The sequence below is a fragment of the Nonomuraea sp. CX421 genome (assembly GCF_059358955.1).
Window position 1 is genome coordinate 175,649 of the sequence record NZ_JCADBK010000007.1, and the last position, 26,803, is coordinate 202,451.

Genomic DNA, 26,803 nt, shown 5'->3' on the forward strand with positions numbered 1-26,803 from the left:
AGGCATGAGCGAGTTCCGTATCGAACATGACTCGATGGGCGAAGTGCGCGTACCCACGGGGGCCAGATGGCGGGCGCAGACGCAGCGGGCGGTCGAGAACTTCCCGGTCTCCGGGCGGCGGTTGGAGCCGTCTCACATCGCCGCGCTGGGCCTGATCAAGGCGGTCGCCGCAGAGGTCAACGCCGAGCTGGGCGTCGTCGACAAGGAGATCGCGGAGGCGATCGCGCAGGCGGCGGCCGACGTCGCGGAGAACGAGCATGACGCGCATTTCCCGATCGACGTCTTCCAGACCGGGTCGGGCACCTCGTCCAACATGAACGTCAACGAGGTCGTCGCGACGCTCGCCCAGGAGCGGCTGGGCCGTCCGGTGCACCCGAACGACCACGTCAACGCCTCGCAGTCGTCCAACGACGTGTTCCCGACCTCGATCCACGTGGCCGCCGCGACCGAGGTGACCTACCATCTGCTGCCCTCCCTCGAACATCTGGCGGCGGCGTTGCGGGCCAAGGCGATCCAGTTCGACCAGGTGGTGAAGTCGGGCCGGACCCATCTGATGGATGCGACACCGGTGACGCTGGGTCAGGAGTTCGGCGGTTACGCCTCGCAGATCGAGCATGGACTGGTGCGGGTCAGGTCGGCCCTCGGCCACGTGCTGGAGCTGCCGCTGGGCGGCACCGCCGTGGGCACCGGCATCAACACGCCGCCGGGGTTCGCCGAGAAGGCCATCGCCAGGCTGCGCGAGGCGACCGGCATCCCGTTCCGCGAGGCGATGGACCATTTCGAGGCCCAGAGCGCCCAGGACTCCATGGTCGAGCTCTCCGGCCAGCTGAAGGTGGTGGCCGTCTCCCTGAACAAGATCGCCAACGATCTGCGCTGGATGGGGTCGGGCCCTCGGGCCGGGCTCGGCGAGATCAACCTGCCGGACCTGCAGCCGGGCTCGTCCATCATGCCCGGCAAGGTCAACCCGGTGATCCCCGAGGCCACCGCCATGGTCGCGGCGCAGGTCATCGGCAACGACGCCGCCATCACGTTCGCGGGTGCCTCGGGCTCCTTCGAGCTCAACGTGCAGCTTCCGGTCATCGCCCGCAACGTCCTGGAGTCGATCCGGCTGCTGGCCAACGTGTCGCGGCTGCTGGCCGACCGGTGCGTGTCGGGGATCACGGCCAACGTGGAACGGCTGCGCGAGTACGCGGAGTCCTCACCGTCGATCGTCACCCCGCTCAACCGATACCTGGGTTACGAGGAGGCCGCCAAGATCGCTAAGCAGGCCCTGGCCGAACGCAGGACCATCCGCGAGGTCGTCGTCGAACGGGGCCACGTGGCCGAGGGCCGCATCACCGAGGAGCAGCTCGACGCCGCCCTCGACGTGCTGGCCATGACCAGGCCCCCGTCCTGACGGCTCCGGGAGTCAGTGGGAGGTCGCCGCGGCCCATCGGGAGAGCAGGTCGGCGGCGGCACCGGAGTCGACCGCGTCCGCGGCGCGTTTGAGGGCGGCCCCCAGAGCCGAGGTGAGGTCGGCCGGCGGCGGGGCGCCCTCGGCGGCGACCAGTGCGGCGGCGGCGTTCAGCAGGACGATGTCACGGACCGGGCCGGGCTCGCCGGCGAGGACCGCGCGGACCACCCGGGCGTTGTGCGCGCGGTCACCGCCCCGCAGGTCGGCGGGCCGGGCCCGGGGGATGCCGAGGTCGGCGGGGTCCAGGGCGGTGCGGCTGACCGTGCCCCGCCGTACGACGTAGACGGTGGACGGGCCCGAGGTGGTGAGCTCGTCGAGGCCGTCGTCCCCGCGGAAGACGAGCGAGGAGCCGCCGCGTTCGGCCAGGACGCCCGCGATCACCGGAGCCATGCCCGGGTCGAACACACCCACGGCCTGGGCCGCCGGCAGGGCGGGGTTGGTGAGCGGGGCGAGGAAGTTGAACACCGTGGGGATGCCGAGCTCGCGCCGGGGGCCGGAGGCGCGTTTGAGCGCCGGATGGAAGGTGGGCGCGAAGCAGAACGTGATGCCGACCTCCTCCGCGACCCGGACAACCGTGGCGGGCGGCAGGTCGATCCGGACGCCGAGCTCCTCCAGCACGTCGGCGGCTCCCGTGGAGGACGAGGCGGCCCGGCCGCCGTGCTTGACGACCCGCGCTCCGGCGGCCGCGGTGACGATGGCGGCCATGGTCGAGACGTTGACCGTGTTGGCCCGGTCGCCGCCGGTGCCGACCAGGTCGACGGTGTCGCCCGAGACGCGGATGGCGGACGACCTCGACAGCATGCCGTCGGCGAGCCCGGCGACCTCGGCGACGGTCTCGCCCTTGGCCCGCAGGGCCACCGCGAACGCGGCGATCTGCGCGTCCGTCGCGGCGCCGGACATGATCTGCTCCATGGCCCAGGCGGCCTGCCGGGGGGTGAGCGAGGTGCCGTCGAGGAGCGTGCCGAGCAGTGCGGCCCAGGTGGTGGTCACGGATTACGCCTTTCGTCTGTCGAGGTGCTCGACGGGACGCCCCTGGAAATGCCGACGGCCGCCTCGTCGAGGCGGCCGGACGCGTAGGTGTCGCTGCGGATGCCGCCTAGGAGGCGGGCCACCAGCTGGACAGGTACGCGGTCATGACGTCAGCCTATCAGCCGCTCATGATCACGCGAGCAGGGAGCGACGCCCGTCTTCGGTGCGCGTCGGGCTGGAGCGGCTCAGTCCCGGAGGTAGCGGTGCTTGCCCGCGCGCGCCAGCCGCACCAGGTGCCGCGCGCCGGGCAGGCGGCGGCCCAGCCGGTGCCACACCGTGTCCCTGCCCATCGGCGAGCGGCGTTCGGGGTCGACGGCGGCCGACGGGCGCACCAGGATCTTCCCCCTGCGCACCTCCAGCCCGAACCGTAGTCCGATCTCGTCGTCGGCCGTGCGCAGCGACGACAGCCAGGCGCCGGGGCCGAGCTGGTCGCGCCCCGGCAGCATCCGCTTGACCGGCACCTTGGCGACGAGCTGGCCGGCGAGCCTGCCCGGGAGCCCCGGCTCCACCAGGGCGGGCGCGGACACCTCACGCGACCGTCTGGCGGCGTTGCGCAGCACCAGCTCCACCGGCGGCCCGCCGCTCGGCGGCACGTACGGCACCGGCAGCACGACGTACACGTGCCCGTCCAGCCGCCGGATGGACACGCCCGGCGACACCAGCGCGACCGACTCGGAGAACGAGCGCGGCTCGATGGCCAGGCCCAGCTCCCCCACGTCGCTCCAGCAGGGCACCACCAGCCGCGTCCTGGGCCGTTGCGACAGCACGCCCATGCAGTTGAGCGGGCCCTCGGGCCGCCCGACCCGGCTCCTGGCCTGGTGCGCCCCGCCGTACATGCGGACGTGCACCTCCCACTGGCCGGGCCGCAACGGCTCTCCCAGGGCGGCCGCCGTCACGTCGACCCGAGCCTCGCCGAGGATCCGCACTCTGGTGTGCCGCCGCCCGTCCTTGAACCGCTCCACCCGGTACGCCACGGGCAGGAAGTGCACCACGCCCGTCTCGGCGTGCCGTACGTAGACCTCGATGCGGGCGCGCTCGACGGCGGAGCTGACCTCCGTGACGTCGTCCGGCAGGAGCCGGGCGTCGACGGAGCGGGGCGGGATCCAGTAGAGCCGGTCGTTCTCGGTGCGGTACCTGGCCGGCTGGCCGTCGTTGCCGAGGAGCTCGACGGCCAGCTCCAGCACCAGCACCTGGGCGTCCCAACGGACTTCGGTCAGGTCGGCGCGCAGCCCGGTGCGTCCTCTGGAGTTGGCCAGGATGACGAGCTGATCGAGCCGGCCGAGGCGCAGCAGGGCCGCCACGACCCGTAGCTGGACGGGCAGGTAACGGTCGAGCCGCTCGGGGAAGCGCTCCAGTACGAGCTCCCTGAGCAGCGTGAAGTACAGGCTGCGGTCGACGGAGGAGGCGGCGAACCTGGCTCCCACGAACGGCCTGAGCACGGTGGAGCGGAACCAGTGGCCGTACATGCGGTCGCGGTGGCGGCCCTCGCCGATGAAGGCGTCGATGTCGTCCAGCAGCGACCGGAGCTCGGCCACGAGCGTGCGCGGGTCGTCCTCCGGCTCGGCCCGCTCGCCCAGGTGGCAGCAGACGTGCTCGGCCAGCACCGAGATGATCTTGGCGTGGAGGTACGCGCGGACCACGAACGCCTGCTCGGCGACGCGGCCGCCGGGCACGGCGAAGCCCAGGCCGTGCTCCTCCAGGAACGCCCGGCGGTAGAGCTTGTGCGGGGTGAGCAGGCTGAACAGCCGGTCCCGCAGGATGTCGGCGCGGGCCCTGCTCTGTTCGAAGGCGGCCACCGGCGGACCCCAGTCGCGTACGAGCCGGCCGACGAGCACGTCGGCGTCGGTTTCGACGGCCCTGTCGTACATCCGGGCGAGGGCGTCGCGCTCCAGCCGGTCGCACTGGTCCATCAGGTAGACGTAGTCGCCCTGGGCGGCCGCGATGGCGACGTTGCGGCCCCGCATCGGCGAGCCCGTGTGGGGCAGGTGCAGCACTTTCACGTTCCGGCGCACCGCGGAGACGGTGTCGAGCCGTTCCGCGATCCCGTCCGTGGACCCGTCGTCCACGAAGATCACTTCATAGTCGTCCGCGGGCAGAGTCTGCTCCAGCACGGAGTGCAGGCACGCGTCGGCCGTATCACCCGGGTTGTGGACATTGACGATCACACTGACCTTCACACCCATGGGGTCAGCGTGCGCCGCCCTATCTCGCCGGGCGCGACGGCTTGCCGATTACAGAGGGAAATGATGACCTGTCAGTACCAACCCCTGGCCTGAGAGTGTCCCCAGGCACCGCACGGCGTGCCGTAGCGGCCCTTGATGTATCCGAGGCCCCACTTGATCTGGGTGACGGCGTTGGTCTGCCAGTCGCCGCCCGCGCTGGCCATCTTGCTGCCGGGCAGTGACTGGGGGATGCCGTAGGCGCCGGAGTAGCGGTTCATCGCCCGCTCGTTCCAGCCGCTCTCCTTCTGCCAGAGACTCTCCAGGCAGCCCCACTGGTCGGCGCCGAAGCCGAACGAGGCCAGCATGCCCCTGGCGGTGGCCTTGTTGCTGCCCGGGGACGGGTTGCTGCCGGGCGGGAAGTTGGCGGGCGGGAACCCGTTGCCGCCGGGCCCTCTCTCCTTGACCTCGACCCAGTCGAAGTCCTTGCTGCTGCCGCCCGCGCGGCCCTTCTTGAGCTCGTCGGCCTTGTAGGCCTGAACAGCCGCCTCCTTGAGGGCGTCCGTCTCCGGGTCGGGCGCGTTGAGGTCGCCGCTGGCGATCTTGCCGAACTCCTCGGCCGAGAACGGAGTGGGCGGGGTGTTGGCGTTCTGCACCGCGCGGTAGGCGACGTAGCCGCCGCCACCAAGGACGATCACCACGGTGAGGCCGACACCGAGCACCCGCTTCGGGGTCAGCCGCGAGGACGAACGGCGCGAGCGGGAGCTTTCGGGCGCACGGCGCTCTCTCAACTGCGGACCTGGGCTCACGACCTATGAGCTTGCCCTGTGTGGGGGGGTGGTCCGCAACCGAAACGGGATATTCGGTTTACCTTCCCCAGGGCAACCATGGCGCTATGGTGGCATTTCGTAAATAGTGTGACTTTTATCACATGGTTGGCCCGCCCCTCGGGCTCCCGTAACCGAAGGGAGGGCCGTATTTCAGGGTCTCGCGCGCTCTTTGTGGTCATGTGCGTGGCATGTCACAGTTCTATGACACAACCTACATATAGGCAGGTTGGAAGAATAATGTGCGCGTGGCCGGAATTCTCCTCGTCGAAGACGATCCCTCAGTCCGTACGGCTCTCGAGCTCGCGCTGACCAGACAGGGGCATTCCGTCACCTCCTACGCCACGGGCGAGGAGGCCCTCGACCACATCCGGTCGCGCCGCCCCGAGATCGCCATCCTCGACGTCATGCTGCCCGGCATCGACGGCGTCGAGGTGTGCCGCCGGATCCGCCGGCTCGACCAGCTTCCGGTCATCCTGCTCACCGCCCGCGGCGACGACCTCGACGTGGTCGTGGGCCTGGAGGCGGGCGCCGACGACTACGTGGTCAAGCCGGTCGAGCCCCGGGTGCTGGACGCCCGCATCCGGGCCATCCTGCGCCGGGCCGAGTCGGCCGCCTCCGACCGCATCGCGTTCGGCGACCTGATGATCGACCGGGGCGCCCTCAAGGTCATGCTGGGCGAGAAGGAGATCCATCTGACGCCGACCGAGCTGCGGCTGCTGCTGGAGCTGGTGCGGCACCCCGGCCAGGTGCTCAACCGGCGCTACCTGCTGCGGGCCGTCTGGGACCACACGCACGTCGCCGACTCGCGCCTGGTCGACGCCTGCGTGCAGCGGGTCCGGGCGAAGATCGAGCCGCGCCCGGCGGAGCCGGTGTTCATCCACACCGTCCGCGGGTTCGGCTACCGGTTCAGCCCACCGTGATCCCGCTGCCCACCGGACTGCGGGCGCGCCTGGTCATCACCTTCACCCTGGTCGCGGTCACCGCCTCGGTCCTGGTCGCCACCATCGGCTTCGAACTCGCCAAGGCCGCCCTGGTCAAGCGGGCCGAGGACACCGCCCTGGACGTGGTCGCCCGGGAGCTGAACCGGATCACCTTCCCCGTCGGCCGGCTCAGGCAGGGCGAGGCGCCGCCCACCAGCCAGAACCTCGCCGACCTGGCCCAGGCGCTCGACGGCCCCGGCCGCAGCGTCACCGTGGAGTACCGCAACCTGGCCTACGCCGACGGCCCGCTGACCATGGCCGACGTGCCCAACGAGTTGTACGGCAGGGCCAAGCAGAACATGGTCAGCCAGCGCAAGGTGATCCACGGCGAGCTCTGGCTCATCGTCGGCTCGGAGGTCTACCGCCAGAGCGGGCCCACGGCCGAGCCGACCGGGCTGCGGGCCTTCGTCTTCTTCCCGCTGCGCGACGAGGAGAGCCAGCTGAGCACGCTGCGGAGCACGCTCGCCCAGGGCGGCGCGGTCATCGTGCTGATCGCCCTCGTCGTGGCCTGGCTGTCGGCCCGCCAGGTGCTGCTGCCCGTCAGGCGGCTCAGCGCGGCCGCCCAGGCCCTCGGCGAGGGCAGGCTGGACACCCGGCTGCCGGTCCACGGCCAGGACGAGCTGGCCGAGCTCACCGCCAGGTTCAACGACGCGGCGGCGGCGCTGGAGCTGAGCGTGGCCGAGCTGCGCTCGCTGGAGGCCATGTCCCGCCGGTTCGTCGCCGACGTCTCGCACGAGCTGCGCACCCCGCTGACCGCGATGACCGCGGTGGCCGACGTGCTCTACGACGAGGCCGACCGGCTGCCCGAGGAGTCGGCCGAGGCGGTGCGGCTGGTGCTCGGCGAGATCGAGCGGCTGCGCGAGCTGATCGAGCACCTGATCGAGATCAGCCGCTTCGACGCCGGAACCGCGACCCTCAACCTGGAGCCGGTCAACGTGGCCGACGCGATCCAGGACTGCCTGGAGGTGCGTGGCTGGAGCGATCAGGTGCGGGTCAACGCCCCGCGGAATCTGACGGTCAACCTGGATCCGAGGAGGTTCGACGTGGTCGTGGCCAACCTCGTCGGCAACGCGCTCAAGCACGGGCAGCCTCCCGTGCTGGTCAACGCCAGGGGCACCGAGAACGGCCTGGAGGTGAAGGTGCGCGACCACGGCAAGGGCATCCCGGCGGAGGCGCTGGCCCACGTCTTCGACCGCTTCTACAAGGCGGGCGCGGGCCGGGCCCGCAGCCAGGGCAGCGGTCTCGGCCTGTCGATCGCACGGGCCAACGTCCACCTGCACGGCGGCACCATCTCCGTACGCGCCCAGGACCCGGGGACGCTCTTCACGGTCTGGCTGCCGCGGCCATGAGGACCCGTACGGCACTCATGCTGGCCGCCTGGCTCGCGGTGGCCGGCTGCGGCATCTCGCCGAACGCCGTGGAGGAGCGGACCAGACCACCGGTCATCCAGGTCCCGCCCCCGTCCAAGACCATCTTCCTGCTGAAGGACGGCGAGCTGACGAGGGAGCCGGCCGACGTCGAGTCCGACGCGGTGGAGAGCCTGCTCACCGCGCTGTTCGCGGCCTCCACGCAGCCGCTCGGCGAGCTGGACACCGCGCTGCGCGGATTCACCCTGGAGCGCATCGAGGACTCTCTCAATCCCGTCCAGCGCGACGAGGTCCAACTGCCGAGGACCTCCACGCTGACGGTCTACGTCAGGGGCGAGGGCACGCTGAGCAGGCCGGCCATGGCCCAGATCGTCTGTACGGCCCAGCAGGACGCCGCCCTCGAACAAGTCAAGATCATTCATACGTACAGGAACCGCCCCCCCAAGACGGAGGGGCGGTTCATCTGCGGCGATCTCAGATGATCTGATCGCACATGATCTAGAGCGTGATGTCCTCCAGCATCTCGGTCACCAGCGCCGCGATCGGCGACCGCTCGGACCTGGTCAGCGTGACGTGCGCGAACAGCGGATGGCCCTTGAGCTTCTCCACCACCGCGACGACGCCGTCGTGCCGGCCGACCCGGAGGTTGTCGCGCTGGGCGATGTCGTGGGTGAGGACCACCCGCGAGTTGGCGCCGATCCGGCTGAGCACGGTGAGCAGCACGCCGCGCTCCAGCGACTGCGCCTCGTCCACGATCACGAACGCGTCGTGCAGCGAGCGGCCCCGGATGTGGGTGAGCGGCAGCACCTCCAGCATGCCGCGGTCGAGCACCTCATCGATCACCTCGGGCGAGGTGATGGCGCCCAGCGTGTCGTAGACGGCCTGCCCCCACGGGCCCATCTTCTCGCCCTCGGTGCCGGGCAGGTAGCCGAGCTCCTGGCCGCCCACGGCGTAGATCGGCCGGAAGACGATCACCTTGCGGTGCTGGCGGCGCTCCAGCACGGCCTCCAGGCCCGCGCAGAGCGCCAGCGCAGACTTACCCGTGCCGGCCCGGCCGCCGAGCGAGACGATGCCGATCTCAGGGTCCATCAGCAGGTCGAGCGCGATGCGCTGCTCGGCGGAGCGGCCGTGCAGGCCGAACACCTCGCGGTCGCCGCGCACCAGGCGCACCGACTTGTCGGGCAGCACCCGGCCGAGGGCGGACCCCTTGGACGACAGCAGCCTCAGGCCGGTGTGCGTGGGCAGCTCGCGAGCCTCCTCCACCTCGGCGGTGCCCTGCTCGAAGAGCGTCTCGACGTCCTCGGTCGTCACCTGCATCTCGGCCATGCCGGTCCATCCGGACTCGACGACCAGCTCGGCGCGGTACTCCTCGGCCGCCAGGCCGATCGAGGCCGCCTTGATCCGCATGGGCAGGTCCTTGGAGACCAGGACGACGTCGCAGCCCTCGGCGGCCAGCGAACGGGCCACGGTCAGGATGCGGGTGTCGTTGTCGCCCAGACGGAACCCGGCGGGCAGGATGGATGGGTCGCTGTGGTTGAGCTCGACCCTGATCGTGCCATCCCCTGTCGGCATCGGCTCGTCCAGCCTGCCGTACTGCACGCGCAGGTCGTCGAGGTAGCGCAGGGCCTTCCGCGCGAAGTAGCCGAGTTCGGGATGGTGCCGCTTTCCCTCCAACTCCGTGATCACCACGATCGGGAGGACGACCTCGTGCTCGGCGAAGCGGGTCATGGCCGCCGGGTCGGCGAGCAGGACCGAGGTGTCCAGAACGTAGGTGCGCTTGGCGGGCTTGGTCGAAGGGTTGCTCGAGGACACTGCCACACGTTCTCCCCCGGGCGCCCAAGAGGACGGGCGCCCTGCAGACGAGGTGGGATTCGGACCGGGCCCGGGATCTCCGGCCGTGACCGGCCGGTGGTGCCGGGGTGCCGGCCCCCCTCGGCAGTGTCCTGGCGCAAAGGCGGGCCCCCTCCGTAGCGTCCGACCTGCGGTCGAACACTTACAACGTTACGTGCATCATACCCAGATGTCCGGTTATGAACCGTAACGTCGATGTCTCGCAGCGTAATCGCGCAGCGCCCGCAGGAAGTCCACCCTGCGGAAGTCGGGCCAGTAGGCCTCGTGGAAGTAGAACTCGGAATGAGCGCTCTGCCAGAGCATGAAGCCCGACAGGCGCTGCTCGCCCGAGGTCCGGATGAGGAGGTCCGGGTCGGGTTGGCCGCGAGTGTAAAGATGCTCCGCGATGTGCTCGACATCGAGTACCTCGACGAGGTCCTCGATGCTGGCACCCTTGCTGGCATGCTCCTGGAGGAGTGAGCGCACCGCATCGGCAATCTCACGTCTTCCTCCATACCCAACTGCAACGTTCACAATCAGGCCCGGACGGTGTGATGTAACTTCTTTTGCATTTTTCAGGACATTGGCAGTTCTGTCCGGCAGCAGGTCGAGCGCCCCTACCGGACTTATCCGCCAGCCCGCGTCCACCAGCTCCTGCGTCACGTCCTCGATGATGCGCAGGAGCGGCTCCAGCTCCTCGCGGGGCCGGTTCAGGTTGTCGTTGGAGAGCATCCAGACCGTGACGACCTCGACCCCGGTCTCGTGGCACCAGGTGAGCAGCTCGGAGATCTTGTCGGCCCCCTTGCGGTGCCCGCTGGCCACGTCGCGCATGCCCATGGCACGCGCCCAGCGGCGGTTGCCGTCGATGATGACCCCGACATGCCGGGGCACACTGTCCTTGGACAGCTTGGTCTCCAAGCGGTGCTCGTACACCCGGTAGACCAGGTCGCGCAGGCCCACGGAGTCCTCCCCAGCGGTGCTGTGCCTCGGGTCGAATGACCTAACAGGCAATTATCACCGGGTTTAGCCCCTGCCCGCCCCCTCAATGTGATTCCTGCCGAGATCTTCGACCGGATTGCGGGCCAGGTTGCGGCCCCCCAGACACCCCTCGGCCTCGTCGACCAGCTCCCGTACGAACGATGCCAGCTCCGCCGAGGTGAGCACCGCCCGCATGCCCACGCCGCCCGCGCCCCACGCCTCGACGATGGCCCGCCGCGTCAGCCGCCACGCGCCCGGACGCTCCCGTCCGGGCACCCACATCGGGATCGTCCGCAGCTGGCAGCGCAGCTCGCCACCGCCGACGGTGCCCGACCGGGTGCGATAGCGGAACGAGAACAGCTCACTGTCGGGCGCCTCGTCGGGGAACCTGTCGTCGGGGTCGGACCAGCGCCGCGCCTCTCCGCGCCCCTGCCGCGCCTCGTCGACGCCGCGCGCCACCCGCGCGAGCACCCACCCGCACCGCTCACCCACCGTTCCGTACGGCGTGCCGTCGCGACGGAGCTCCAGAGTGATCTCGTACGGGGCGCCGACGCTGTCCGTGCACGCGACGGGCGTGACGGTCAGGAAAGATCCGTCGACGCAACGAAGTCCGCCCACCACACAAGGGTTTCCCCCCGAAAGTCAGCTAAACCCGTAGAAACGCGCCGCCGTGCCGCCGAGGACGAGGCTCCGGTCCGTGCCACTGAGCAGGGCGGACGTGACCTGCCAGACCGTCTGGTAGTCGGCCGCGAGCAGCGCGACGGGCCAGTCGCTGCCGGCCATCAGGCGTTCGGGCCCGAACGTCTCGACCGCGTACTCGACGTAGGGCCGCAGGTCCTCCACCGTCCAGTCCGCGTGGTCGGCCTCGGTGACGAGCCCCGACACCTTGGCGTACACGTTGGGGCAGGCGGCGGCGCGGGCCAGCCCGGAGGCCCACGGCTCCCACACGTGGTCCTTGATAGACGGCTTCGACAGGTGGTCGATGACGATCCGCAGAGTGGGATGACGCTCGGCGACGGTGACCACGTGGTCGAGGTGACGGGGCAGCAGCGAGACGACGTCGAAGGTCAGGCCGGCCTCCGCGAGCAGCCCGAGTGACTCCAGCACGGTGTCCTGGACCACCCAGTCGGGGTCGGGCTCGTCGTGGATGAGATGACGGATCCCCGAGAAGCGCGGATGTCCGCGGTAGCGCTCCAGAGCCTCGCCGGCCTCGTCGGGACGGGTCAGCGGCACCCAGCCGACGACCCCGGCGATGAAGTCGTGCGCGTCGGCCAGGGCCAGCAGGCCGTCGGTCTCCTGGTAGGAGTCGGCCGCCTGCACCAGCACCGTGGCCTCGACCCCGGCCGCCGCGAGCTCGGGTGCCAGATCCTCCGGGCGATAGGTCCGGTAGAGCACTCCGGCCTCGGGAGTGAGCCAGGGATAGGAACCGGTTTCGAGGTCCCAGAAGTGCTGGTGCGCGTCCACGATCATGCACCGAACCTAGGATGTCCGGCCACGTCAGAGCAAGGGACCCCAGCCGTGCTCGCGCCAGCCCGGGGGCTGGTGCCACTCGGTCCAGCCGTGGCCCACCCGCCCGTCGTCGGTCACGAACCGGCACATCGACCTGGAGAACCGGGCCAGGGCCCCGTCCGGTGAGGTCAGCTCCACAGGGGCGTCGGCCAGCGGCTCGACGGTCGTGCCCAGGCCGGGGAAGGCCAGCCGGGCGGTGCTCGGCCGGTCGCCCGCGAACTCGGTGGCCGCGGAGAAACCCTCGACGTGCTCGACCTGTCCCCCGGGCGGCACGGTGAACGCCGGCCAGGGCAGCGCGACCCCGACATTGGCCTGCATGCCGTGCAGGTACGTCCCGTCCTCCAGCCGGCCGCTGCTCCACAGCCAGGAGACCGACCACCAGTCGCGCACGCCCCAGGAGTGGTCGCGCTGCCCGTGGCCGGCGAAGGGTCGGCCGTCGACGGTGCCGCTCACCCGGCACGGGATCTCGTAGCGCGACGTGAGCGCGTAGCCGTAGACACCGCCGGCGGTCCGCCACTCCAGGTCGAGCCGTAGGTCGTCGGCGGCGAGCGTGAGACGGACCGCCTCCATGGGCTCGACGGTCCGCTGGGTGGCGGTGTGGCCGTCGCCGCTGACGTCCAGGTCGGCGCCGGTCGGGAGCTTGGCGTCGTGGTCGACGACCATGTGCCGCCGGCCGTCCGTACCGACCAGACAGGCCCAGTACCAGGCGCGGTTCCAGTTGGGGTAGAGGCCGAGCCGGACGTAACCGCCCAGCTCGCCGTCCTCGGAGACGAAGTCGAAGTAGTAGGACTCGTTCCACAGGAGTTCGGGGCCCGGCTCGTGCGGCGCCTCGTCCCCCGGCCCGAGTGCACCGCCGCCCAGGTCGACGATCCGCATCCCGCCTCCCGTCCAAGCGCTTGGTTAAAGCACGAGCACACCGTACCTTGGTCCGGCCAGAACGGGATCAACCGGTACGGCTCGTCGCGTCGAGCCGTACCGGACAGGATCAGGACAGGCGGTCGAGCAGGGCGTTGTACTCGTTCCACAGCTCCTTGGGCAGGTGGGAGCCGAACGTCTCGAAGTGGTCCGGGATCAGCGCCGCCTCCTCGCGCCACACCTCCCGGTCGACGGAGAGCAGCGTGCGCAGGTCCTCCTCGGGCAGGTCGAGACCCTCGGTGTCGAGCGCCTCGGGCAGCAGGCCGATCGGCGTGGGCACGGCCTTGGCCTCGCCGTTGAGGCGCTCCACGATCCACTTGAGCACGCGGCTGTTCTCGCCGAAGCCCGGCCAGATGTAGCGGCCGTCGGCGCTCTTGCGGAACCAGTTGACGTAGTAGATGCGCGGCAGCCGGGCACCCTCGCGACGGCCGATCTTCAGCCAGTGGGCGAAGTAGTCGCCCATGTTGTAGCCGCAGAACGGCAGCATCGCGAACGGGTCGTGACGCAGCTCGCCCACCTTGCCCTCGGCGGCGGCGGTCTTCTCGGAGGCGACGTTGGCTCCGAGGAAGACGCCGTGCTCCCAGCTCAGCGACTCGGTCACGAGCGGCACCGCGGTGGCGCGGCGACCGCCGAACAGGATCGCCGAGATGGGCACGCCCTTGGGGTCCTGCCATTCGGGTGCGATCGTCGGGCACTGCGACGCCGGCGTGGTGAACCGGGCGTTCGGATGGGCCGCGGGCTCATCGCTGTCGGGCGTCCAGGAACGCCCCTTCCAGTCGGTGAGGTGCGCGGGGACCTCGTCGGTGAGGCCCTCCCACCACACGTCGCCGTCGTCGGTGAGCGCGACGTTGGTGAAGATGCTGTTGCCCCAGAGCGTCTTGACCGCGTTGGCGTTGGTGGTCTGGCCGGTGCCCGGCGCGACGCCGAAGAAGCCCGCCTCCGGGTTGATGGCGTAGAGCCGGCCGTCGTCGCCGAACCTCATCCAGGCGATGTCGTCGCCCACGGTCTCGACCTTCCAGCCGGGGATGGTCGGCTGGAGCATGGCGAGGTTGGTCTTGCCGCACGCGCTGGGGAAGGCGGCGGCGATGTAGCGCGTCTCCCCCGACGGCGGCGTGAGCTTGAGGATGAGCATGTGCTCGGCCAGCCAGCCCTCGTCACGGGCCATGGTGCTGGCGATGCGCAGCGCGTAGCACTTCTTGCCCAGCAGCGCGTTGCCGCCGTAGCCGGACCCGTAGGACCAGATCTCGCGGGTCTCGGGGAAGTGGCTGATGTACTTGGTGGAGCTGCACGGCCACGGGACGTCGTCCTGCCCGTCCTCGAGCGGCGCGCCGACGCTGTGCACACAGCGCACGAAGTCGCTCTGCTCATGGTCGCGCTTGCTGCGGCCTTCGTTGGCTCGTCCCTCGCTCTCTTCGGCCTTTCGCGCCGCTCCGCGCTCCTCGATCAGGCGCAGCGCCCGCTCCCCCATCCGGGTCATGATCCGCATGGACACCGCGACGTAGGCGGAGTCGGTGATCTCCACACCGAGCTGCGAGATCTCACCGCCCAGCGGGCCCATGGAGAACGGCACGACGTACATCGTGCGACCGCGCATGCAGCCCTTGAAGAGCTTGCCGAACGTGTCGCGCATCTCCGCGGGCGGGATCCAGTTGTTGGTCGGGCCCGCGTCCTCCTCGCGCTCGGAGCAGATGAAGGTACGGTCCTCGACCCGGGCCACGTCGCTCGGGTCGGACTTGGCGTAGAAGCTGTTGGGCCGCTTCGCCAGACGCGTCATGGTGCCCTGCTCGACGAGCAGGTTGGTCAGGCGCGTCCACTCCTCCTCCGAGCCGTCGCACCATTCGATCCGGTCGGGTTGGGTCAGGGCGGCTACCTCGCTCACCCACGCGACCAATTCGCCATTGCTGGTCGGGGCTGGTACTTCCACGGAAAGGGACACGGCTCCGGCTCCTCCACACTTCTCAGGGCCCCGCCATCATTAACGACGAGACCGCGCGAAAGCCAATTGGCATAGACCTGTTCGCGAGCTCCGTCGCAGGCAGCGGCCTTGACGATTGGGGGAGCCTACCCAGGCGGAAGCGTTTTAAAAGAATTCGTCAGAGCAGTGGTTTAGGCCAATCTATTTGGTCTAAACCAATTCGCCGAGAGGTATAAACCAGTGCCCGGACGATTCGCGCTGCGTGCCCTCAGGATCGGACGTCCGGCCCGGCGGAGCGAACTCGGTCGACGTGCTGCAGCGCGTCGCGCAATTCGGCCAGCCAGGTGTCGGTGTTCTTGCCGACCAGCCGCACGCACCAGGCGAGCGCGTCACTGCGGCTGCGGGCCACCCCGGCGGCCACGAGCGTGTCGAGGACCTGCCGTTCGGTCTGGCGCAGCCGGGTCATCACCGGCACCGACAGTGTGGTGAACATCACGGTCTGGTCGCCGCAGACGACGCCCCACGACACCTTCTGCCGGAATGCGCGCTCGGCCTCCTTGGCGATCTCGATCCGCCGCTCGCGGGTCTCCTCCCGGAACCTCCGGATCAGCCCGTCGACGAGAGCGGCCCGCTCGGCCTCGGGCAGGTCGCCGGGCGGCTCGGGCAGCGTGCCGAACACCGCGATCTCCTCGCGGTCCCTGACGATCTCCGGCGGGCCGGTGAACCAGCCCTCGGGCAGGCGCCCGGTGAACCAGCCTCGGATCTGCGCGGTGATCTCGTCGCTCTCCATGTAATCAGAATTACATGGTTGCGCCGGAAAAGCACGTACGGCACCCGCACAGGTACGGAACTCTTACGGTTACCTGACCCCGGACGCCACGGCAGGGCTCACCCGCACCACGCCGGCCAGGTTGCGGGTGTTGACCGGCACCAGCTTCACCACGTCACCGGTGCGCGGCGCGTGCAGCATCTTGCCGCCGCCCCAGAAGATCGCCACGTGCGAGATGTACGCGGGGTTGGTCGGGTCGTTGCGCCAGAAGAGCAGGTCGCCCGGCTGCGCCTGCGAGAGCGGCACCTGCGGCCCCGTCACCCACTGCTGGTGCGTCACCCGGGGCATCCGCACGCCGGCCTGCTTGTAGGCCCACTGCACCAGCCCCGAGCAGTCGAACGTGTCGGGCCCCTCGGCGCCCCACACGTAGGGCCGGCCGAGCTTGGAGACCGCCGCCCGCAGCGCCACCGTCAGTTGCTCGCCCGACATGAACGAACCCGCGGCCCAGGCGCGCGGCTGGGTCTGGGCCGGGGGCAGCACCGGGTTGACCATGGCCACCTGAGAGCCCTTGGGCAGCAGCTTCAGCAGGCTCCTGCGCAGCTTGGCTGAGTCGGTCCTGGGGGCGCTGACGATCAGCGCGTTGTCCTTCGGCAGGCCGAGTGAGCGGCCCGTGTCACGGGAGACCACCGCGTCGACCGCGCCGAAGCCGGTCGTGGCGTAGGCGCCGATGCGCAGCGGCCCGGCGGGGCCGGACACCCGGCTGTGCAGCGCGAGACCTCCGTCGCTGCCGAGCACGAACGAGACCGCGACGTCGCCCGCGGCCACGTTGTTCCACAGGGGGTCGGAGGAGGCCGTCACCTTGGGGGTGTAGGCCCGGAAGGTCGAGGGGTCGACCGCGAGCGTCTGGACGCGCTTGCCGTCGAGCATGATCGAGGCGGCGTCGGCCAGCTCCAGAGCCCGCACACCGCGCAGCCGCGCCACCCGCTTCAGCGTCCGCGTGGTGAACGGTTTGCGGGTCACCACGAACAGGTGGGGCTTGCGCAGCGTGCCCAGCGGCTTGACCGGCTGCCTGGTCTTGACCTCGGCGACCGGCGTCTGCCGGGAGTCCGGCCGGGCGCGCACGGCCTCGGTCGCCACCGGCCGGCCGGGCTGCACGAGTAACAGCAGGTCGGCGGTCAGCACCGCGACCAGCGTGACCACGATGAACGGAACCAGCCGCCGGTGGTCACGCCGTTTGCGGGAGCGGACGAGAAAACTCAGGTCGCCGCGGATGCCGGAGCCATGCGAAAAATCCGCCGGGCCAGCGTGGACCCGGCGGTTGGTGTCATCGGGTGTCAATTGCCGATGTACGGCACAGCCTCGAGGATCTCGACTGTGTTCTGACGGCCGTTGGGCATGCTGTAGGTCGCCTTCTCACCGATCTTCTTGCCGTTGATCGCCGCCCCGAGGGGAGACTTGGGCGAGTATACGTCGATCGGTGCTCCGCTCTCCTCACGGGAGGCGAGCAGGAAGGTCACCTCGTCGTCGTCACCGACGAACCGGATCGTCACGGTCATGCCGGGCCCGACGACGCCTTCGGCCTTGGGCGCCTCTCCCACCTGGGCGTTGTCGATGATCTGCCGGAGATGGAAGATGCGGGCCTCCATCTTGCCCTGCTCGTCCTTGGCCGCGTGATAGCCGCCGTTCTCCTTCAGGTCACCTTCCTCGCGGGCGGCCTCGATCTTCTTGGCGATGTCGACGCGCCCGGGGCCCGAAAGATACTCGTACTCCGCCTTCAGGCGGTCGTACGCCTCTTGCGTCAGCCATGTGACGTTCTCATCGCGAGAGTCGGCCACGGGTTCTCCTTGCTGCCTAGGGGGCCCTGGATCACTTGAGGTAGCGTGCGGTTTAATTGCGAAAGGCTAACAAGTCAGCCGCGCGAACGCTTCCCCAAACGTCTCATCATACGAGATTGCAGTACTGGATGTGGACGGAAGTCGCCTGCACGCTGGTGCTGACCCGCTCCGTAAGACGTTTGATACCCTCACCAGCCGGAATTTTTACTTCCTTGCTGCCCACTTCGGCGTGGTTGACGTCCAGCGCCCTGATCCGGCAGACCGCGGCACGCTCGGTCGGCTTGCTGACGTCGAAGGTGATCTCGGCCTGAGTGGGGCCGTCCACGGTGAACGTCACGACCTGCGAGCCCGCACCGGTGCTGCTGCCGGTCATCGACCACATCACGTAGCCCCATCCACCTGCGATGATGGCCACCAGCACGCCGATCACGACGTGCACGACGAGACGACCACCTCGCTTGGGACGGTCCGGGAAGTCGTCGGGTGTGCCGAGAACGGGCCCGTTCTCGACATCTCTGGTGACCATGGCGGAATCTCCCTGCACTCCCTCAGCGTTATCCGAGACAATTGTCGCCCGCGGGGGTCACGCCCTCGCGACCGCCCAGCAGAAACTAGCCTGTCCGGGCTAGTGATAGGTCCTGACAGAGGAGACATCGAGCCCGTGAGCGCACCGCTGAGGCTGATGGCCGTCCACGCGCACCCCGACGACGAGTCGAGCAAGGGCGCCGCGACGATGGCGCGCTACGTCCGCGAGGGCGTGGAGGTGCTGGTCTGCACACTGACGGGCGGAGAGCGCGGGTCCGTGCTCAACCCCAAGATGGACCGCCCCGAGATCGTGGCGAACATCGGCGAGGTCCGCCGGGCCGAGATGGACCGCGCGCGCGAGATCCTGGGCGTCCGGCAGAGGTTCATGGGCTTCATGGACTCCGGGCTTCCGGAGAACGACGACGAGGAGCTGCCCGAGGGCTGCTTCGCGGTGCAGCCGCTGGAGGTCGCCTCGGCGCCGCTCGTGGCCGCGGTGCGTGAGTTCAGGCCGCACGTCGTCATGACGTACGACGACGACGGCGGCTACCCCCATCCCGACCACATCATGACCAACAGGGTGTCGGTGGAGGCGTTCGAGGCCGCCGGCGACCCCGACCGCTACCCCGGCGCCGGCGACCCGTGGCAGCCGCTGAAGCTCTACTACCAGATGGGCTTCACCAAGGAGCGGTTCGAGGCGCTGCACGAGGCGATGACCACGCGCGGCATGGGCTCCCCCTACTCCGACTGGATCTCCCGCTGGGAGGACCGCCCGGCCAAGTGGCCGGTGACCACCCGGGTGCCGTGCGGCGACTACTTCGAGATCCGCGACCAGGCGCTGCTGGCCCACGCCACCCAGGTCGACCCCGACGGCTTCTGGTTCGTCTGCCCGCGCGAGCTGCAGCAGGAGATCTGGCCGACCGAGGACTACCATCTGGCGCGCTCGCTGGTCGACACCGGGCTGCCCGAGGACGACCTGTTCGCCGGCATCCACGCCGAGGAGGTCTCGGCCGCCTGCCACTGACCCGACCACGACCCCTTGGTGGCAGACTGAAGGGGTGACAGTTCTAGCAGCTGGTGATGTCAGTCCGGGCCTGCTCGGCTTCACCGTCGTCGCCCTCATCGGGGTGGCCCTGTACTTCCTGATCAAGTCGATGAACAAGCAGATGTCGAAGATCAAGGTTCCCAGCGGGGCCGACAAGGACGACACGAAAGCCGAATAGATGCCGATCGAAGTAGTCGACAACGCAGCCGAAAGCCGCTTCGAGGTTCTCGTGGACGGCAAGGTCGCCGGGTTCGCCGATTATCTCCTCCTGCCCACCAAGATCGTTTTCACCCACACCGAGGTGCGGTCCGAGTACGAAGGACAGGGCCTGGCGAGCAGGCTGATCAAGCACGCCCTCGACGTGAGCCGCGACACCGGCCTCACCGTCGTGCCGCAGTGCCCCTACGTCACGCGGCTCATCGAGCGCAACCCCGAGTACAAAGACCTGCTCGACGCCTCAGTCACGGGGTGACCAGGCGCGCTCCAGCGCCTTCGGCAGCCCCCACCAGCCGAGCGGGGTCAGCACGTCGTCCGGGTCGACGACACCGAGATAGCCCCAGAGCGTCACCACCGGCGCGAACAGGCTCTCGGTCGCGGCCACGTCGTCGATGTCCAGCGCGACGTCCTGCTCGTCGACGTCGATGTCCTCCGACTCGGCGATGAGCCGGGCGATCCGCTCGGGCGAGGCGAGCACTCCCGGCCCGAGCCTGGCCAGCGCCGCCACCGCGGCCAGCCAGTCGGCGTGCTGGATGGCGCAGATGTGGGCCAGCACGGTGTCCTCGTGCCGCGGCTCGCCTTCGAGGTCGGTCCACTCTTCCAGCGTGTCGTCCTCCTCCGACAGATCGGAGATCGGCGCGGCGATGCCGGCGACCACGGCGAGCCAGAGCGCGCGGTCGTCGTCGGGCATCGGGCTCTCCTCGAACCCCGCGCAGGCCCGCAGCACGTTGGCCGGATAGCCGGGCAGGCTCAGCAGCGCCCGCAGGCGCGCGCCCGCCCGGTCCAGCTCCGCGGCGGGCGGCTCGGGCGGCTCGGGCAGCTCGCCCATGATCCGCCGCAGCTCCTCCAGGGCCAGCGCCTCCTCCTCGCCCCAGGCGGCGAACAGCTCCTCGTCCTGCTCGTCGTTGACCGCGAACCCGGGCACCCGGCCGTCGGGCAGCGGCCTGCTCAGCCACTCCTCCTGCATCTCCTCGTACGCCCGCCGGGCCGCCTGGTCGCCGCGGACCAGCGCGTCGGGGTCGACCTCGCCGGCCTGGACGCGAGCCTCCAGGTAGTGGACCAGCTTGGCGTACATCTCGGTCGACACCGGGCCGCGCTCGTCCTCCTCGGGCCAGATGAAGTAGCCGGGCGTCATGAGGATCGGCTCGCTGCCGGTCGACTCGATCCAGCGCTGCACGTCGCCGACCGTGGCGACGCCCGACTCGATCGCGTTGAGGATCGTCCTGGCCGACTCCCAGAACACCACGGACAGCGGATTGCCCGCCGCCATCATCGCGCGCCGCAGCTCGGGCAGCCCCACCAGCGCCATCCCGGACGGCACGTCGAGCAGGGCCCGCGCCACGTCTCTTCTGGTGAGGGCGGAGGCGCGCCGGCCCGCGTGCGTGCAGACGAAGTCCAGGTCCACTCTCCGTAACCTACGCCTCCGCGCCCGTCCCCACACCCGCCAGGCTCGCGACGCGGCCATCGTCCGCTCCGGAGGACACCGGCCGGGCGGTCTAGGGTGAAGACAGGAGGTCCTGATGAACCGGTTGAAGGACGCGACGAGCCCCTACCTGCAGCAGCACGCGGACAACCCTGTCGACTGGCACCCATGGGGCGGGGAGGCGTTCGCCGAGGCCCGGTCGCGGGACGTGCCGTTGCTGATCAGCGTTGGCTACTCGGCGTGCCACTGGTGTCACGTGATGGCACACGAGAGCTTCGAGGATCCCGAGACCGCGCGGCTGATGAACGAGCACTTCGTCAACGTGAAGGTCGACCGTGAGGAGCGGCCCGACGTCGACGCCGTCTACATGAACGCCACCCAGGCCATGACCCAGCAGGGCGGGTGGCCGATGACGGTGTTCGCCACGCCCGAGGGGCACCCGTTCTACTGCGGCACCTACTTCCCGCGCCCCCAGTTCCAGCGGCTGCTCGCCGGGGTGCACGACGCGTGGAGCCACGACCGGGAGGCCGTGCTGGCGCAGGGCTCGAAGATCGTCGAGGCGCTCAACAGGTCCACCGCGCTGCCGACGGGGCCGCTGCCCACCGCGGAGACGCTGGAGCGGGCCGTACGAAATCTGCGTGAGTCGTTCGATCCGGAGCGCGGCGGGTTCGGCGGCGCGCCCAAGTTCCCGCCGTCGATGGCGCTGGAGTTTCTGCTGCGGTCCGGCGAGCGGGAGATGAGCGGCGCGACCCTGGAGGCGATGGCCCGCGGCGGACTGTACGACCAGCTCGGCGGCGGCTTCGCGCGCTACAGCGTCGACGCCGCGTGGGTGGTGCCGCACTTCGAGAAGATGCTCTACGACAACGCCCTGCTGCTGCGTGTCTACACGCACTGGTGGAAGGCGACCGGCGACCCGCTGGCCCGCAGGGTCGCGCTGGAGACCGCCGAGTGGATGCTGCGCGAGCTGGGCACCGCCGAGGGCGGCTTCGCGTCGGCGCTCGACGCCGACAGCGAGGGCGAGGAGGGCAGGTTCTACGTCTGGAGCCCCGAGGAGCTCCGCGAGGTGCTGGGGCCCGCCGACGCGGCCTGGGCGGAGCAGGTGTTCGAGGTCACCGGCACGTTCGAGCACGGCACGTCGGTGCTGCAGCTGCCTCGTGACCCGGACGACGTCGGCCGGTGCGGCTCCGTCCGCGCCCGGTTGCTCGCCGCCAGGGCCCGGCGCGTCCGCCCGGCGCGCGACGACAAGGTGGTGGCCTCCTGGAACGGCCTGGCCATCGCCGCCCTGGCCGAGACCGGCCTGGTGTTCGACCGGCCCGACCTGGTCGAGGCGGCCTCGTCGGCCGCCGCGCTGATCGAGGACGTGCACCTGGCGGACGGCCGGCTGCTGCGCACCTCGCGCGACGGCCGCGCGGGCGCCAACGCCGGAGTGCTCGACGACTACGCCAACGTGGCCGAGGGGCTGGTCGCGCTCTACGGCGTGACCGGCGACACGCGCTGGTTCCGGCTGGCCGGCGCGCTGCTCGACGTCGTGCTCGACCGGTTCGCCGACACCGCGGGCGGGTTCTACGACACGGCGGACGACGCCGAGCGGCTGTTCCAGCGGCCGCAGGACCCCACCGACAACGCCACGCCCTCGGGCCAGTACGCCGCCGCCGGGGCGCTGCTGTCCTATGCGGCGCTGAGCGGCTCCATGCGGCATCGTGACGCGGCCCATGCGGCGCTGGGCACGGTGTCGGTGCTGGCCGGGAAGCACGCGCGGTTCGCCGGTTGGGGGCTGGCCGTGGCGCGGGCGGCGCTCGACGGGCCGGTCGAGGTGGCGGTGGTGGGCCCGCCCGGCGACCCGCGCACCCGCGCCCTGCACCGCGAGGCGCTGCTGGCCGACGTCCCCGGGCTGGTCGTGGCGCCCGGTCCGGGCACCGACGACGAGTCGCGTCCGGCCCTGCTGGACGGGCGCGGCCCGATCGACGGCGCCCCGGCGGCCTACGTGTGCAGGGGTTTCACCTGCCGGCTGCCCGTGACCACCCCCGAGGCGCTACGCGCGCAGCTCGCCGAGCGCTGACGTGATCATCCCCACAGCCGATCCGGCATCGGCCGTGGTCGACGCGGCCCCTGACCTGATGAGGGGCGGGAAAGCGGGCTCATTCATCCGGTGATCTGCCGAGGCCCTGGTCGGGGCCGAACGAGGGCGGGCCCTCAGGCTGCTCCGTGGGCGGCGGCCCGGACTCGTCCGGCACGCCGTTCTCCTCGGGCTCCTGCGTGACGGTCGGGTCGTTGGCGGGCGGCTCGGTGAACTCGGGTTCGGGGCTGCCCCAGTCGTCCGGCTCCTGGGTCTCCCGCTCGTCGGGGACGCTCCGCTCCCAGTCCGGTGTGGAGTAGCCGTAGCCCAGTTCGGAGGGTTCGGGGAAGTCCACGACCGGCTTGCCGGCCATCGCCTCGGTCATGAACGCCCGCCAGATCTGGGCCGGCAGCTGGCCGCCGAACTGCACGCCGTAGCCCGGGATCGTGACGGTCTTGTTGTCGTCACGGAACATGTCGACCGCGACGGCCAGCTGCGGGGTGAAGCCGTTGAACCAGACCGACACTGAATCGTCCGTGGTGCCCGTCTTGCCGGCCACCGGCCGGTCGTAGAGCCTGGCCGCGGTGCCGGTGCCGTACTTCACCACCTGCTGCATCGCGTACGTGGTGTCGGCCGCGGCCTGCTCGCCGACCACCTTGGTGGCGACCGGCTTGATCACGTTCTTGACACCGTCGGCGTTCTTCACCGACTTGACGACGTGCGCCTCCATGTGGATGCCGCCGTTGGCGAAGGCGGAGAAGCCGGAGGCGTTCTGCACCGCGCTCACCGAGGCCACGCCGAGCGGGAACGCGGCGGCCGCCTGATGCTGCTGGAGCTGGTCCGCCGGGATGCCCGCCGACTTGACGGTGGCGGCCACCTTGTCCAGGCCGACCTTCTGGCCGAGGTCGACGAACGCGGTGTTGACGGAGTTCTGCGTGGCGGTGACCAGGTTGATCTGGCCATAGGAGCGCCCGCTGTCGTTGGGGATCGGGTGGTCGGGATCGGAGGCGACGCGCATCGGGGAGTTGCCGTTGACCCGCGTGGACAGGCCGAACCCGTTGTCGAGCGCCGTGGCCAGCGTGTAGGGCTTGAAGGTGGACCCGGCCGGCACCTTGGCGGAGAAGGCGTTGTCGTAGTCGGAGCGCCGGGGGTCGCCGCCGTAGAAGGCGACGACCTCGCCGGTGGCCGGATCGACGGCGGCGAGCCCGGTGCGCACCTTCTTGGGCGTGGACTCGGGCACCGCCTCCCTGACCGCGCGTTCGGCCGCGTCCATCAGCTTCCGGTCGAAGGTGGTGACGACCCGGAGGCCGCCGCCGTTGATGTCCTCGTCGGAGTAGCCGCGCCGGTTGAGCTCGGCGGTCACCTGGTCGAGCATGTACTGGGCCTGGCCCTTGAGCACGAACGGCTTCTTCGGCGCCTTCAGGTCGGGGAACCGCTGCGCCGCGACCTGTTCGGCGTCGAGCGCGCCGGTCTCGCCCATGGCCGCGACCACCGCCCGCCAGCGGCCCTGCGCGGCGGCCAGGTCGTCGCCCTCGGGGTCGGCGAAGCGGCTCGGCTGCTGGATGACCGTGGCCAGATAGGCGCCCTCGGCCACGGTCAGCTTGCCGACGTCCTTGCCGAAGTAGGCCTGGGCGGCCGCCTGGATGCCGTTGGCGCCACGGCCGAAGTAGATGGTGTTGAGGTACTGCTCCAGCACCCAGTCCTTGGACTTGGACTGGTCGACCTTGATCGAGATCATGATCTCTTTGAACTTGCGGGTGACGGACCGCTCCTGGCTGAGCCCGCTGTAGTAATTGCGGACCAGCTGCTGGGTGATCGTCGAGCCGCCCTGGAGCTGCTGCCCGGTGAGCGTGGACCACAGGGCCCGGCTGGTGCCCTTCACCGAGACGCCGCTGTCCTGGTAGAAGGAGCGGTTCTCGGCGGCGATCACCGCGTCGCGCACGTGCTCGGGCACCTTGGCCAGCTCGACGTTGCGGCGGTCGACGCCCTGCCTGGCGAGCACCGTCTTGCCGTCGCGGTAGTAGATGATCGACCCCTGGGCCGTGGCCTGCTCCTGAGTGCTGTCGGGGATCGGGGTCATCGCCCACGCGATGCCGAACAGGGCGAGTGCCCCCACGATCGCCAGCCCACAAGCAATCAGCAGCCGCCGAAGGACGCGCCGCTTCCGCATGCCTTTTCCACCACCACTCCGCACCGCGCCAAACCCCCGTCAGCTGGGCGAATGTCAAGGGTAAACGACTGATATCGGTGCCTCGGCCTTTCCGACGATGCTACGTCGAACGAGAGCCGTGCCGGGGGACATCGGCGACCAACGGCAGCACTCGGTATGGAACCGGCGTGTCGAGCGCGATGACCGACGACGTCCTGAGCACGCCCTTGACGTCCACGATCCGGTCGATGACCCGTTGCAGGTCGGCGTTGGTCCGCGCGACCACCCGGCAGAGCAGATCGCCCCCTCCCGTGATCGTGTGGGCCTCCAGCACCTCGGGGATGCGCGCCAGCCCGTCGGACACCGGCTCGTGCCCGGCCACCTGCCTGATCTCCAGCGTGATGAACGCCGTCACGTCGTAGCCGAGCGCCACCGGCGAGACGTCGGGCCCGAACCCGGTGATCACCTCCCTGGCGACCAGCCGGTCGAGCCTGGCCTGGACGGTGCCGCGGGCCACGCCGAGCCGGCGCGAGCACTCGAGCACACCCAGCCGAGGCTCGGCGGCCAGCAGCGCGATCAGGCGGGCGTCCAGGTCGTCAATCGTCATGGTGTACAGATTCTCCGGGTTCGACGGGCTGATACTGGACAGATTGTGCACCATTTGAAGTAACTCTTGCACAACTCGTCCAGGTATTACGAGAGTGAGCGGTATGAGTGATGTCTTTCCGGTCAACGGCATGGACGCCGTCGTCTTCGCCGTGGGCAACGCCAAGCAGACGGCCCACTACTACTCCACCGCGTTCGGCATGCGGCTGGTGGCCTACCGCGGCCCGGAGACCGGCAGCCGCGACGAGGTCGGCTACGTGCTCACCTCGGGCCGCGCCAGGTTCGAGTTCAGGGCCTCGGTCCGGCCCGGCACCGAACTGGCCCGGCACGTGGCCGAGCACGGCGACGGCGTGATCGACCTGGCCATCGAGGTGCCCGACGTGGAGGGCGCCTACCGGCACGCCGTGGCGCAGGGGGCTCGCGGGCTCGCGGAGCCGTACACGCTGGAGGACGAGCACGGCAAGGTGGTGCTGGCGGCGATCGCCACCTACGGCGAGACGCGGCACACGCTCGTCGACAGGTCCAACTACAGCGGCGCCTACCTGCCCGGCTACCAACCGGCCGAGCCGCTCGTCGCCCCGCCGGCCACCAGGAACGGCCGGCTGTTCCAGGCCGTCGACCACTGCGTGGGCAACGTCGAGCTGGGCAAGATGGACGAGTGGGTGGAGTTCTACCAGAAGGTCATGGGCTTCACGAACATGGCCGAGTTCGTCGGCGACGACATCGCCACCGAATACTCGGCGCTGATGTCCAAGGTCGTGGCCGACGGCACCCGCAAGGTCAAGTTCCCGCTCAACGAGCCGGCCGTCAGCCGCAAGAAGTCGCAGATCGACGAGTATCTCGAGTTCTACGGCGGACCCGGCGTGCAGCACATCGCGCTGGCCACCAACGACATCCTGACCACGGTCGACCTCATGCGCGAGGCGGGGGTGCGGTTCCTGGACACGCCCGACTCGTACTACGACGATCCCGAGCTACGGGCCCGCATCGGCGAGGTACGCGCGCCGATCGAGGAGCTGAAGAAGCGCGGCATCCTGGTCGACCGGGACGAGGACGGCTACCTGCTGCAGATCTTCACCAAGCCGGTGCAGGACAGGCCGACCGTGTTCTTCGAGCTCATCGAGCGGCACGGCTCACTCGGGTTCGGCAAGGGCAACTTCAAGGCGTTGTTCGAGGCCATCGAGCGCGAGCAGGAGCGCAGAGGCAATCTCTGATCG

Annotated in this window: 25 protein-coding genes; 9 read left to right on the plus strand and 16 right to left on the minus strand. The window is 70.0% G+C overall.

Features of this window, described 5'->3' with window-relative positions; genetic code table 11:
• Positions 1-4: 4 nt before the first annotated feature.
• Positions 5-1,396 carry a class II fumarate hydratase gene (locus tag AC5L3X_RS15725; protein WP_189124151.1) on the plus strand — a complete coding sequence of 464 codons (1,392 nt, stop codon included), beginning with the start codon at positions 5-7 and terminating at the stop codon, positions 1,394-1,396.
• Between the two features lie 12 nt (positions 1,397-1,408).
• On the opposite strand, the gene trpD is transcribed toward AC5L3X_RS15725, so the two are convergent.
• The 3 genes from trpD to AC5L3X_RS15740 all read right to left on the minus strand — a co-directional run bounded on the left by trpD (position 1,409) and on the right by AC5L3X_RS15740 (position 5,432).
• On the minus strand, positions 1,409-2,443 hold the full coding sequence (gene trpD / locus AC5L3X_RS15730; RefSeq protein WP_494857595.1) for an anthranilate phosphoribosyltransferase: 1,035 nt from the start codon (positions 2,441-2,443) through the stop codon (positions 1,409-1,411).
• Positions 2,444-2,667: 224 nt separating this feature from the next.
• Positions 2,668-4,665, minus strand: a complete 1,998-nt coding sequence (locus tag AC5L3X_RS15735; RefSeq protein WP_494857596.1) for a glycosyltransferase family 2 protein — start codon at positions 4,663-4,665, stop codon at positions 2,668-2,670.
• A 71-nt stretch (positions 4,666-4,736) separates the two neighbouring features.
• On the minus strand, positions 4,737-5,432 hold the full coding sequence (locus AC5L3X_RS15740) for an aggregation-promoting factor C-terminal-like domain-containing protein (protein WP_494857597.1): 696 nt from the start codon (positions 5,430-5,432) through the stop codon (positions 4,737-4,739).
• Between the two features lie 284 nt (positions 5,433-5,716).
• Here AC5L3X_RS15740 and AC5L3X_RS15745 point away from each other — a divergent pair, with 284 nt between their 5' ends.
• The 3 genes from AC5L3X_RS15745 to AC5L3X_RS15755 are packed head-to-tail and all read left to right on the plus strand — an operon-like array spanning position 5,717 to position 8,300.
• Entirely contained in the window at positions 5,717-6,391 is a 675-nt protein-coding gene (locus AC5L3X_RS15745; RefSeq protein ID WP_189124148.1) for a response regulator, read from the plus strand.
• Positions 6,388-7,800, plus strand: a complete 1,413-nt coding sequence (locus AC5L3X_RS15750) for an ATP-binding protein (protein ID WP_189124147.1) — start codon at positions 6,388-6,390, stop codon at positions 7,798-7,800. The genes AC5L3X_RS15745 and AC5L3X_RS15750 overlap by 4 nt, the downstream gene beginning before the upstream one ends.
• The gene (locus tag AC5L3X_RS15755; RefSeq protein WP_494857598.1) at positions 7,797-8,300 is read left to right on the plus strand and encodes a hypothetical protein; all 504 of its coding nucleotides are present in this window, start codon (positions 7,797-7,799) and stop codon (positions 8,298-8,300) included. Before AC5L3X_RS15750 ends, AC5L3X_RS15755 begins: the two co-directional genes overlap by 4 nt.
• Positions 8,301-8,316: 16 nt before the next feature.
• On the opposite strand, the gene phoH2 is transcribed toward AC5L3X_RS15755, so the two are convergent.
• The 10 genes from phoH2 to AC5L3X_RS15805 all read right to left on the minus strand — a co-directional run bounded on the left by phoH2 (position 8,317) and on the right by AC5L3X_RS15805 (position 18,008).
• Positions 8,317-9,636, minus strand: coding sequence for an RNA 5'-3' helicase PhoH2 (phoH2, locus tag AC5L3X_RS15760; RefSeq protein ID WP_268241128.1), 1,320 nt, complete (start codon positions 9,634-9,636; stop codon positions 8,317-8,319).
• Positions 9,637-9,846: 210 nt separating this feature from the next.
• Positions 9,847-10,608, minus strand: a complete 762-nt coding sequence (locus tag AC5L3X_RS15765) for an isoprenyl transferase (RefSeq protein WP_189124145.1) — start codon at positions 10,606-10,608, stop codon at positions 9,847-9,849.
• Positions 10,609-10,671: 63 nt separating this feature from the next.
• Complete coding sequence (locus AC5L3X_RS15770) at positions 10,672-11,244, minus strand: hypothetical protein (protein WP_494857599.1); 573 nt, start codon at positions 11,242-11,244, stop codon at positions 10,672-10,674.
• A gap of 24 nt (positions 11,245-11,268) precedes the next feature.
• Positions 11,269-12,096, minus strand: coding sequence for an amidohydrolase family protein (locus AC5L3X_RS15775; RefSeq protein ID WP_189124143.1), 828 nt, complete (start codon positions 12,094-12,096; stop codon positions 11,269-11,271).
• A 27-nt stretch (positions 12,097-12,123) separates the two neighbouring features.
• Positions 12,124-13,011, minus strand: a complete 888-nt coding sequence (locus tag AC5L3X_RS15780) for a DUF7064 domain-containing protein (protein ID WP_189124142.1) — start codon at positions 13,009-13,011, stop codon at positions 12,124-12,126.
• A gap of 109 nt (positions 13,012-13,120) precedes the next feature.
• Positions 13,121-14,986, minus strand: coding sequence for a phosphoenolpyruvate carboxykinase (GTP) (locus tag AC5L3X_RS15785; RefSeq protein ID WP_494857600.1), 1,866 nt, complete (start codon positions 14,984-14,986; stop codon positions 13,121-13,123).
• A gap of 247 nt (positions 14,987-15,233) precedes the next feature.
• A complete protein-coding gene (gene abmR / locus AC5L3X_RS15790; protein ID WP_494857601.1) occupies positions 15,234-15,755 on the minus strand; it encodes an ATP-binding transcription factor AbmR in 522 nt (173 codons plus the stop codon).
• 69 nt (positions 15,756-15,824) lie between these two features.
• On the minus strand, positions 15,825-17,072 hold the full coding sequence (locus AC5L3X_RS15795; RefSeq protein WP_494857602.1) for a C40 family peptidase: 1,248 nt from the start codon (positions 17,070-17,072) through the stop codon (positions 15,825-15,827).
• Positions 17,069-17,569 (minus strand): transcription elongation factor GreA, encoded by a 501-nt coding sequence (greA, locus tag AC5L3X_RS15800; protein ID WP_189124139.1) that lies wholly within the window; start codon positions 17,567-17,569, stop codon positions 17,069-17,071. Before greA ends, AC5L3X_RS15795 begins: the two co-directional genes overlap by 4 nt.
• A gap of 106 nt (positions 17,570-17,675) precedes the next feature.
• On the minus strand, positions 17,676-18,008 hold the full coding sequence (locus AC5L3X_RS15805; RefSeq protein ID WP_494857603.1) for a DUF4307 domain-containing protein: 333 nt from the start codon (positions 18,006-18,008) through the stop codon (positions 17,676-17,678).
• A 222-nt stretch (positions 18,009-18,230) separates the two neighbouring features.
• Between AC5L3X_RS15805 and mca the strand changes: the two genes are divergently transcribed.
• From mca to AC5L3X_RS15820, 3 genes are read left to right on the plus strand one after another with little or no spacing between them, the layout of a single operon-like run.
• On the plus strand, positions 18,231-19,115 hold the full coding sequence (mca, locus tag AC5L3X_RS15810) for a mycothiol conjugate amidase Mca (protein WP_189124137.1): 885 nt from the start codon (positions 18,231-18,233) through the stop codon (positions 19,113-19,115).
• A 34-nt stretch (positions 19,116-19,149) separates the two neighbouring features.
• On the plus strand, positions 19,150-19,314 hold the full coding sequence (locus tag AC5L3X_RS15815) for a hypothetical protein (RefSeq protein ID WP_494857604.1): 165 nt from the start codon (positions 19,150-19,152) through the stop codon (positions 19,312-19,314).
• Positions 19,315-19,608: a GNAT family N-acetyltransferase gene (locus AC5L3X_RS15820; protein ID WP_494857605.1), complete on the plus strand. Its 294-nt coding sequence runs from the start codon at positions 19,315-19,317 to the stop codon at positions 19,606-19,608.
• On the opposite strand, the gene AC5L3X_RS15825 is transcribed toward AC5L3X_RS15820, so the two are convergent.
• Positions 19,594-20,757, minus strand: coding sequence for a hypothetical protein (locus AC5L3X_RS15825; RefSeq protein ID WP_494857607.1), 1,164 nt, complete (start codon positions 20,755-20,757; stop codon positions 19,594-19,596). The two genes, AC5L3X_RS15820 and AC5L3X_RS15825, sit on opposite strands and share 15 nt — an antisense overlap.
• A gap of 115 nt (positions 20,758-20,872) precedes the next feature.
• On the opposite strand from AC5L3X_RS15825, the gene AC5L3X_RS15830 reads away from it, so the two are divergent.
• On the plus strand, positions 20,873-22,834 hold the full coding sequence (locus AC5L3X_RS15830) for a thioredoxin domain-containing protein (RefSeq protein WP_494857609.1): 1,962 nt from the start codon (positions 20,873-20,875) through the stop codon (positions 22,832-22,834).
• Between the two features lie 79 nt (positions 22,835-22,913).
• Here AC5L3X_RS15830 and AC5L3X_RS15835 read toward each other — a convergent pair whose 3' ends face one another.
• Positions 22,914-25,001: a transglycosylase domain-containing protein gene (locus AC5L3X_RS15835; RefSeq protein WP_494857611.1), complete on the minus strand. Its 2,088-nt coding sequence runs from the start codon at positions 24,999-25,001 to the stop codon at positions 22,914-22,916.
• A 100-nt stretch (positions 25,002-25,101) separates the two neighbouring features.
• On the minus strand, positions 25,102-25,587 hold the full coding sequence (locus AC5L3X_RS15840; RefSeq protein ID WP_189124131.1) for an Lrp/AsnC family transcriptional regulator: 486 nt from the start codon (positions 25,585-25,587) through the stop codon (positions 25,102-25,104).
• Between the two features lie 103 nt (positions 25,588-25,690).
• Here AC5L3X_RS15840 and hppD point away from each other — a divergent pair, with 103 nt between their 5' ends.
• Entirely contained in the window at positions 25,691-26,800 is a 1,110-nt protein-coding gene (gene hppD / locus AC5L3X_RS15845; RefSeq protein WP_189124130.1) for a 4-hydroxyphenylpyruvate dioxygenase, read from the plus strand.
• The last annotated feature ends 3 nt before the right edge of the window (positions 26,801-26,803 follow it).

Bases quoted from the DNA above. Each gene is read 5' to 3' on its own strand.
- AC5L3X_RS15735 (WP_494857596.1), bottom strand. From the start codon at position 4,665: ATGGGTGTGAAGGTCAGTGTGATCGTCAATGTCCACAACCCGGGTGAT.
- AC5L3X_RS15835 (WP_494857611.1), bottom strand. From the start codon at position 25,001: ATGCGGAAGCGGCGCGTCCTTCGGCGGCTGCTGATTGCTTGTGGGCTG.
- AC5L3X_RS15780 (WP_189124142.1), bottom strand. From the start codon at position 13,011: ATGCGGATCGTCGACCTGGGCGGCGGTGCACTCGGGCCGGGGGACGAG.
- AC5L3X_RS15775 (WP_189124143.1), bottom strand. From the start codon at position 12,096: ATGATCGTGGACGCGCACCAGCACTTCTGGGACCTCGAAACCGGTTCC.
- hppD (WP_189124130.1), top strand. From the start codon at position 25,691: ATGAGTGATGTCTTTCCGGTCAACGGCATGGACGCCGTCGTCTTCGCC.
- AC5L3X_RS15840 (WP_189124131.1), bottom strand. From the start codon at position 25,587: ATGACGATTGACGACCTGGACGCCCGCCTGATCGCGCTGCTGGCCGCC.
- AC5L3X_RS15755 (WP_494857598.1), top strand. From the start codon at position 7,797: ATGAGGACCCGTACGGCACTCATGCTGGCCGCCTGGCTCGCGGTGGCC.
- AC5L3X_RS15830 (WP_494857609.1), top strand. From the start codon at position 20,873: ATGAACCGGTTGAAGGACGCGACGAGCCCCTACCTGCAGCAGCACGCG.
- abmR (WP_494857601.1), bottom strand. From the start codon at position 15,755: ATGGAGAGCGACGAGATCACCGCGCAGATCCGAGGCTGGTTCACCGGG.
- AC5L3X_RS15820 (WP_494857605.1), top strand. From the start codon at position 19,315: ATGCCGATCGAAGTAGTCGACAACGCAGCCGAAAGCCGCTTCGAGGTT.
- AC5L3X_RS15725 (WP_189124151.1), top strand. From the start codon at position 5: ATGAGCGAGTTCCGTATCGAACATGACTCGATGGGCGAAGTGCGCGTA.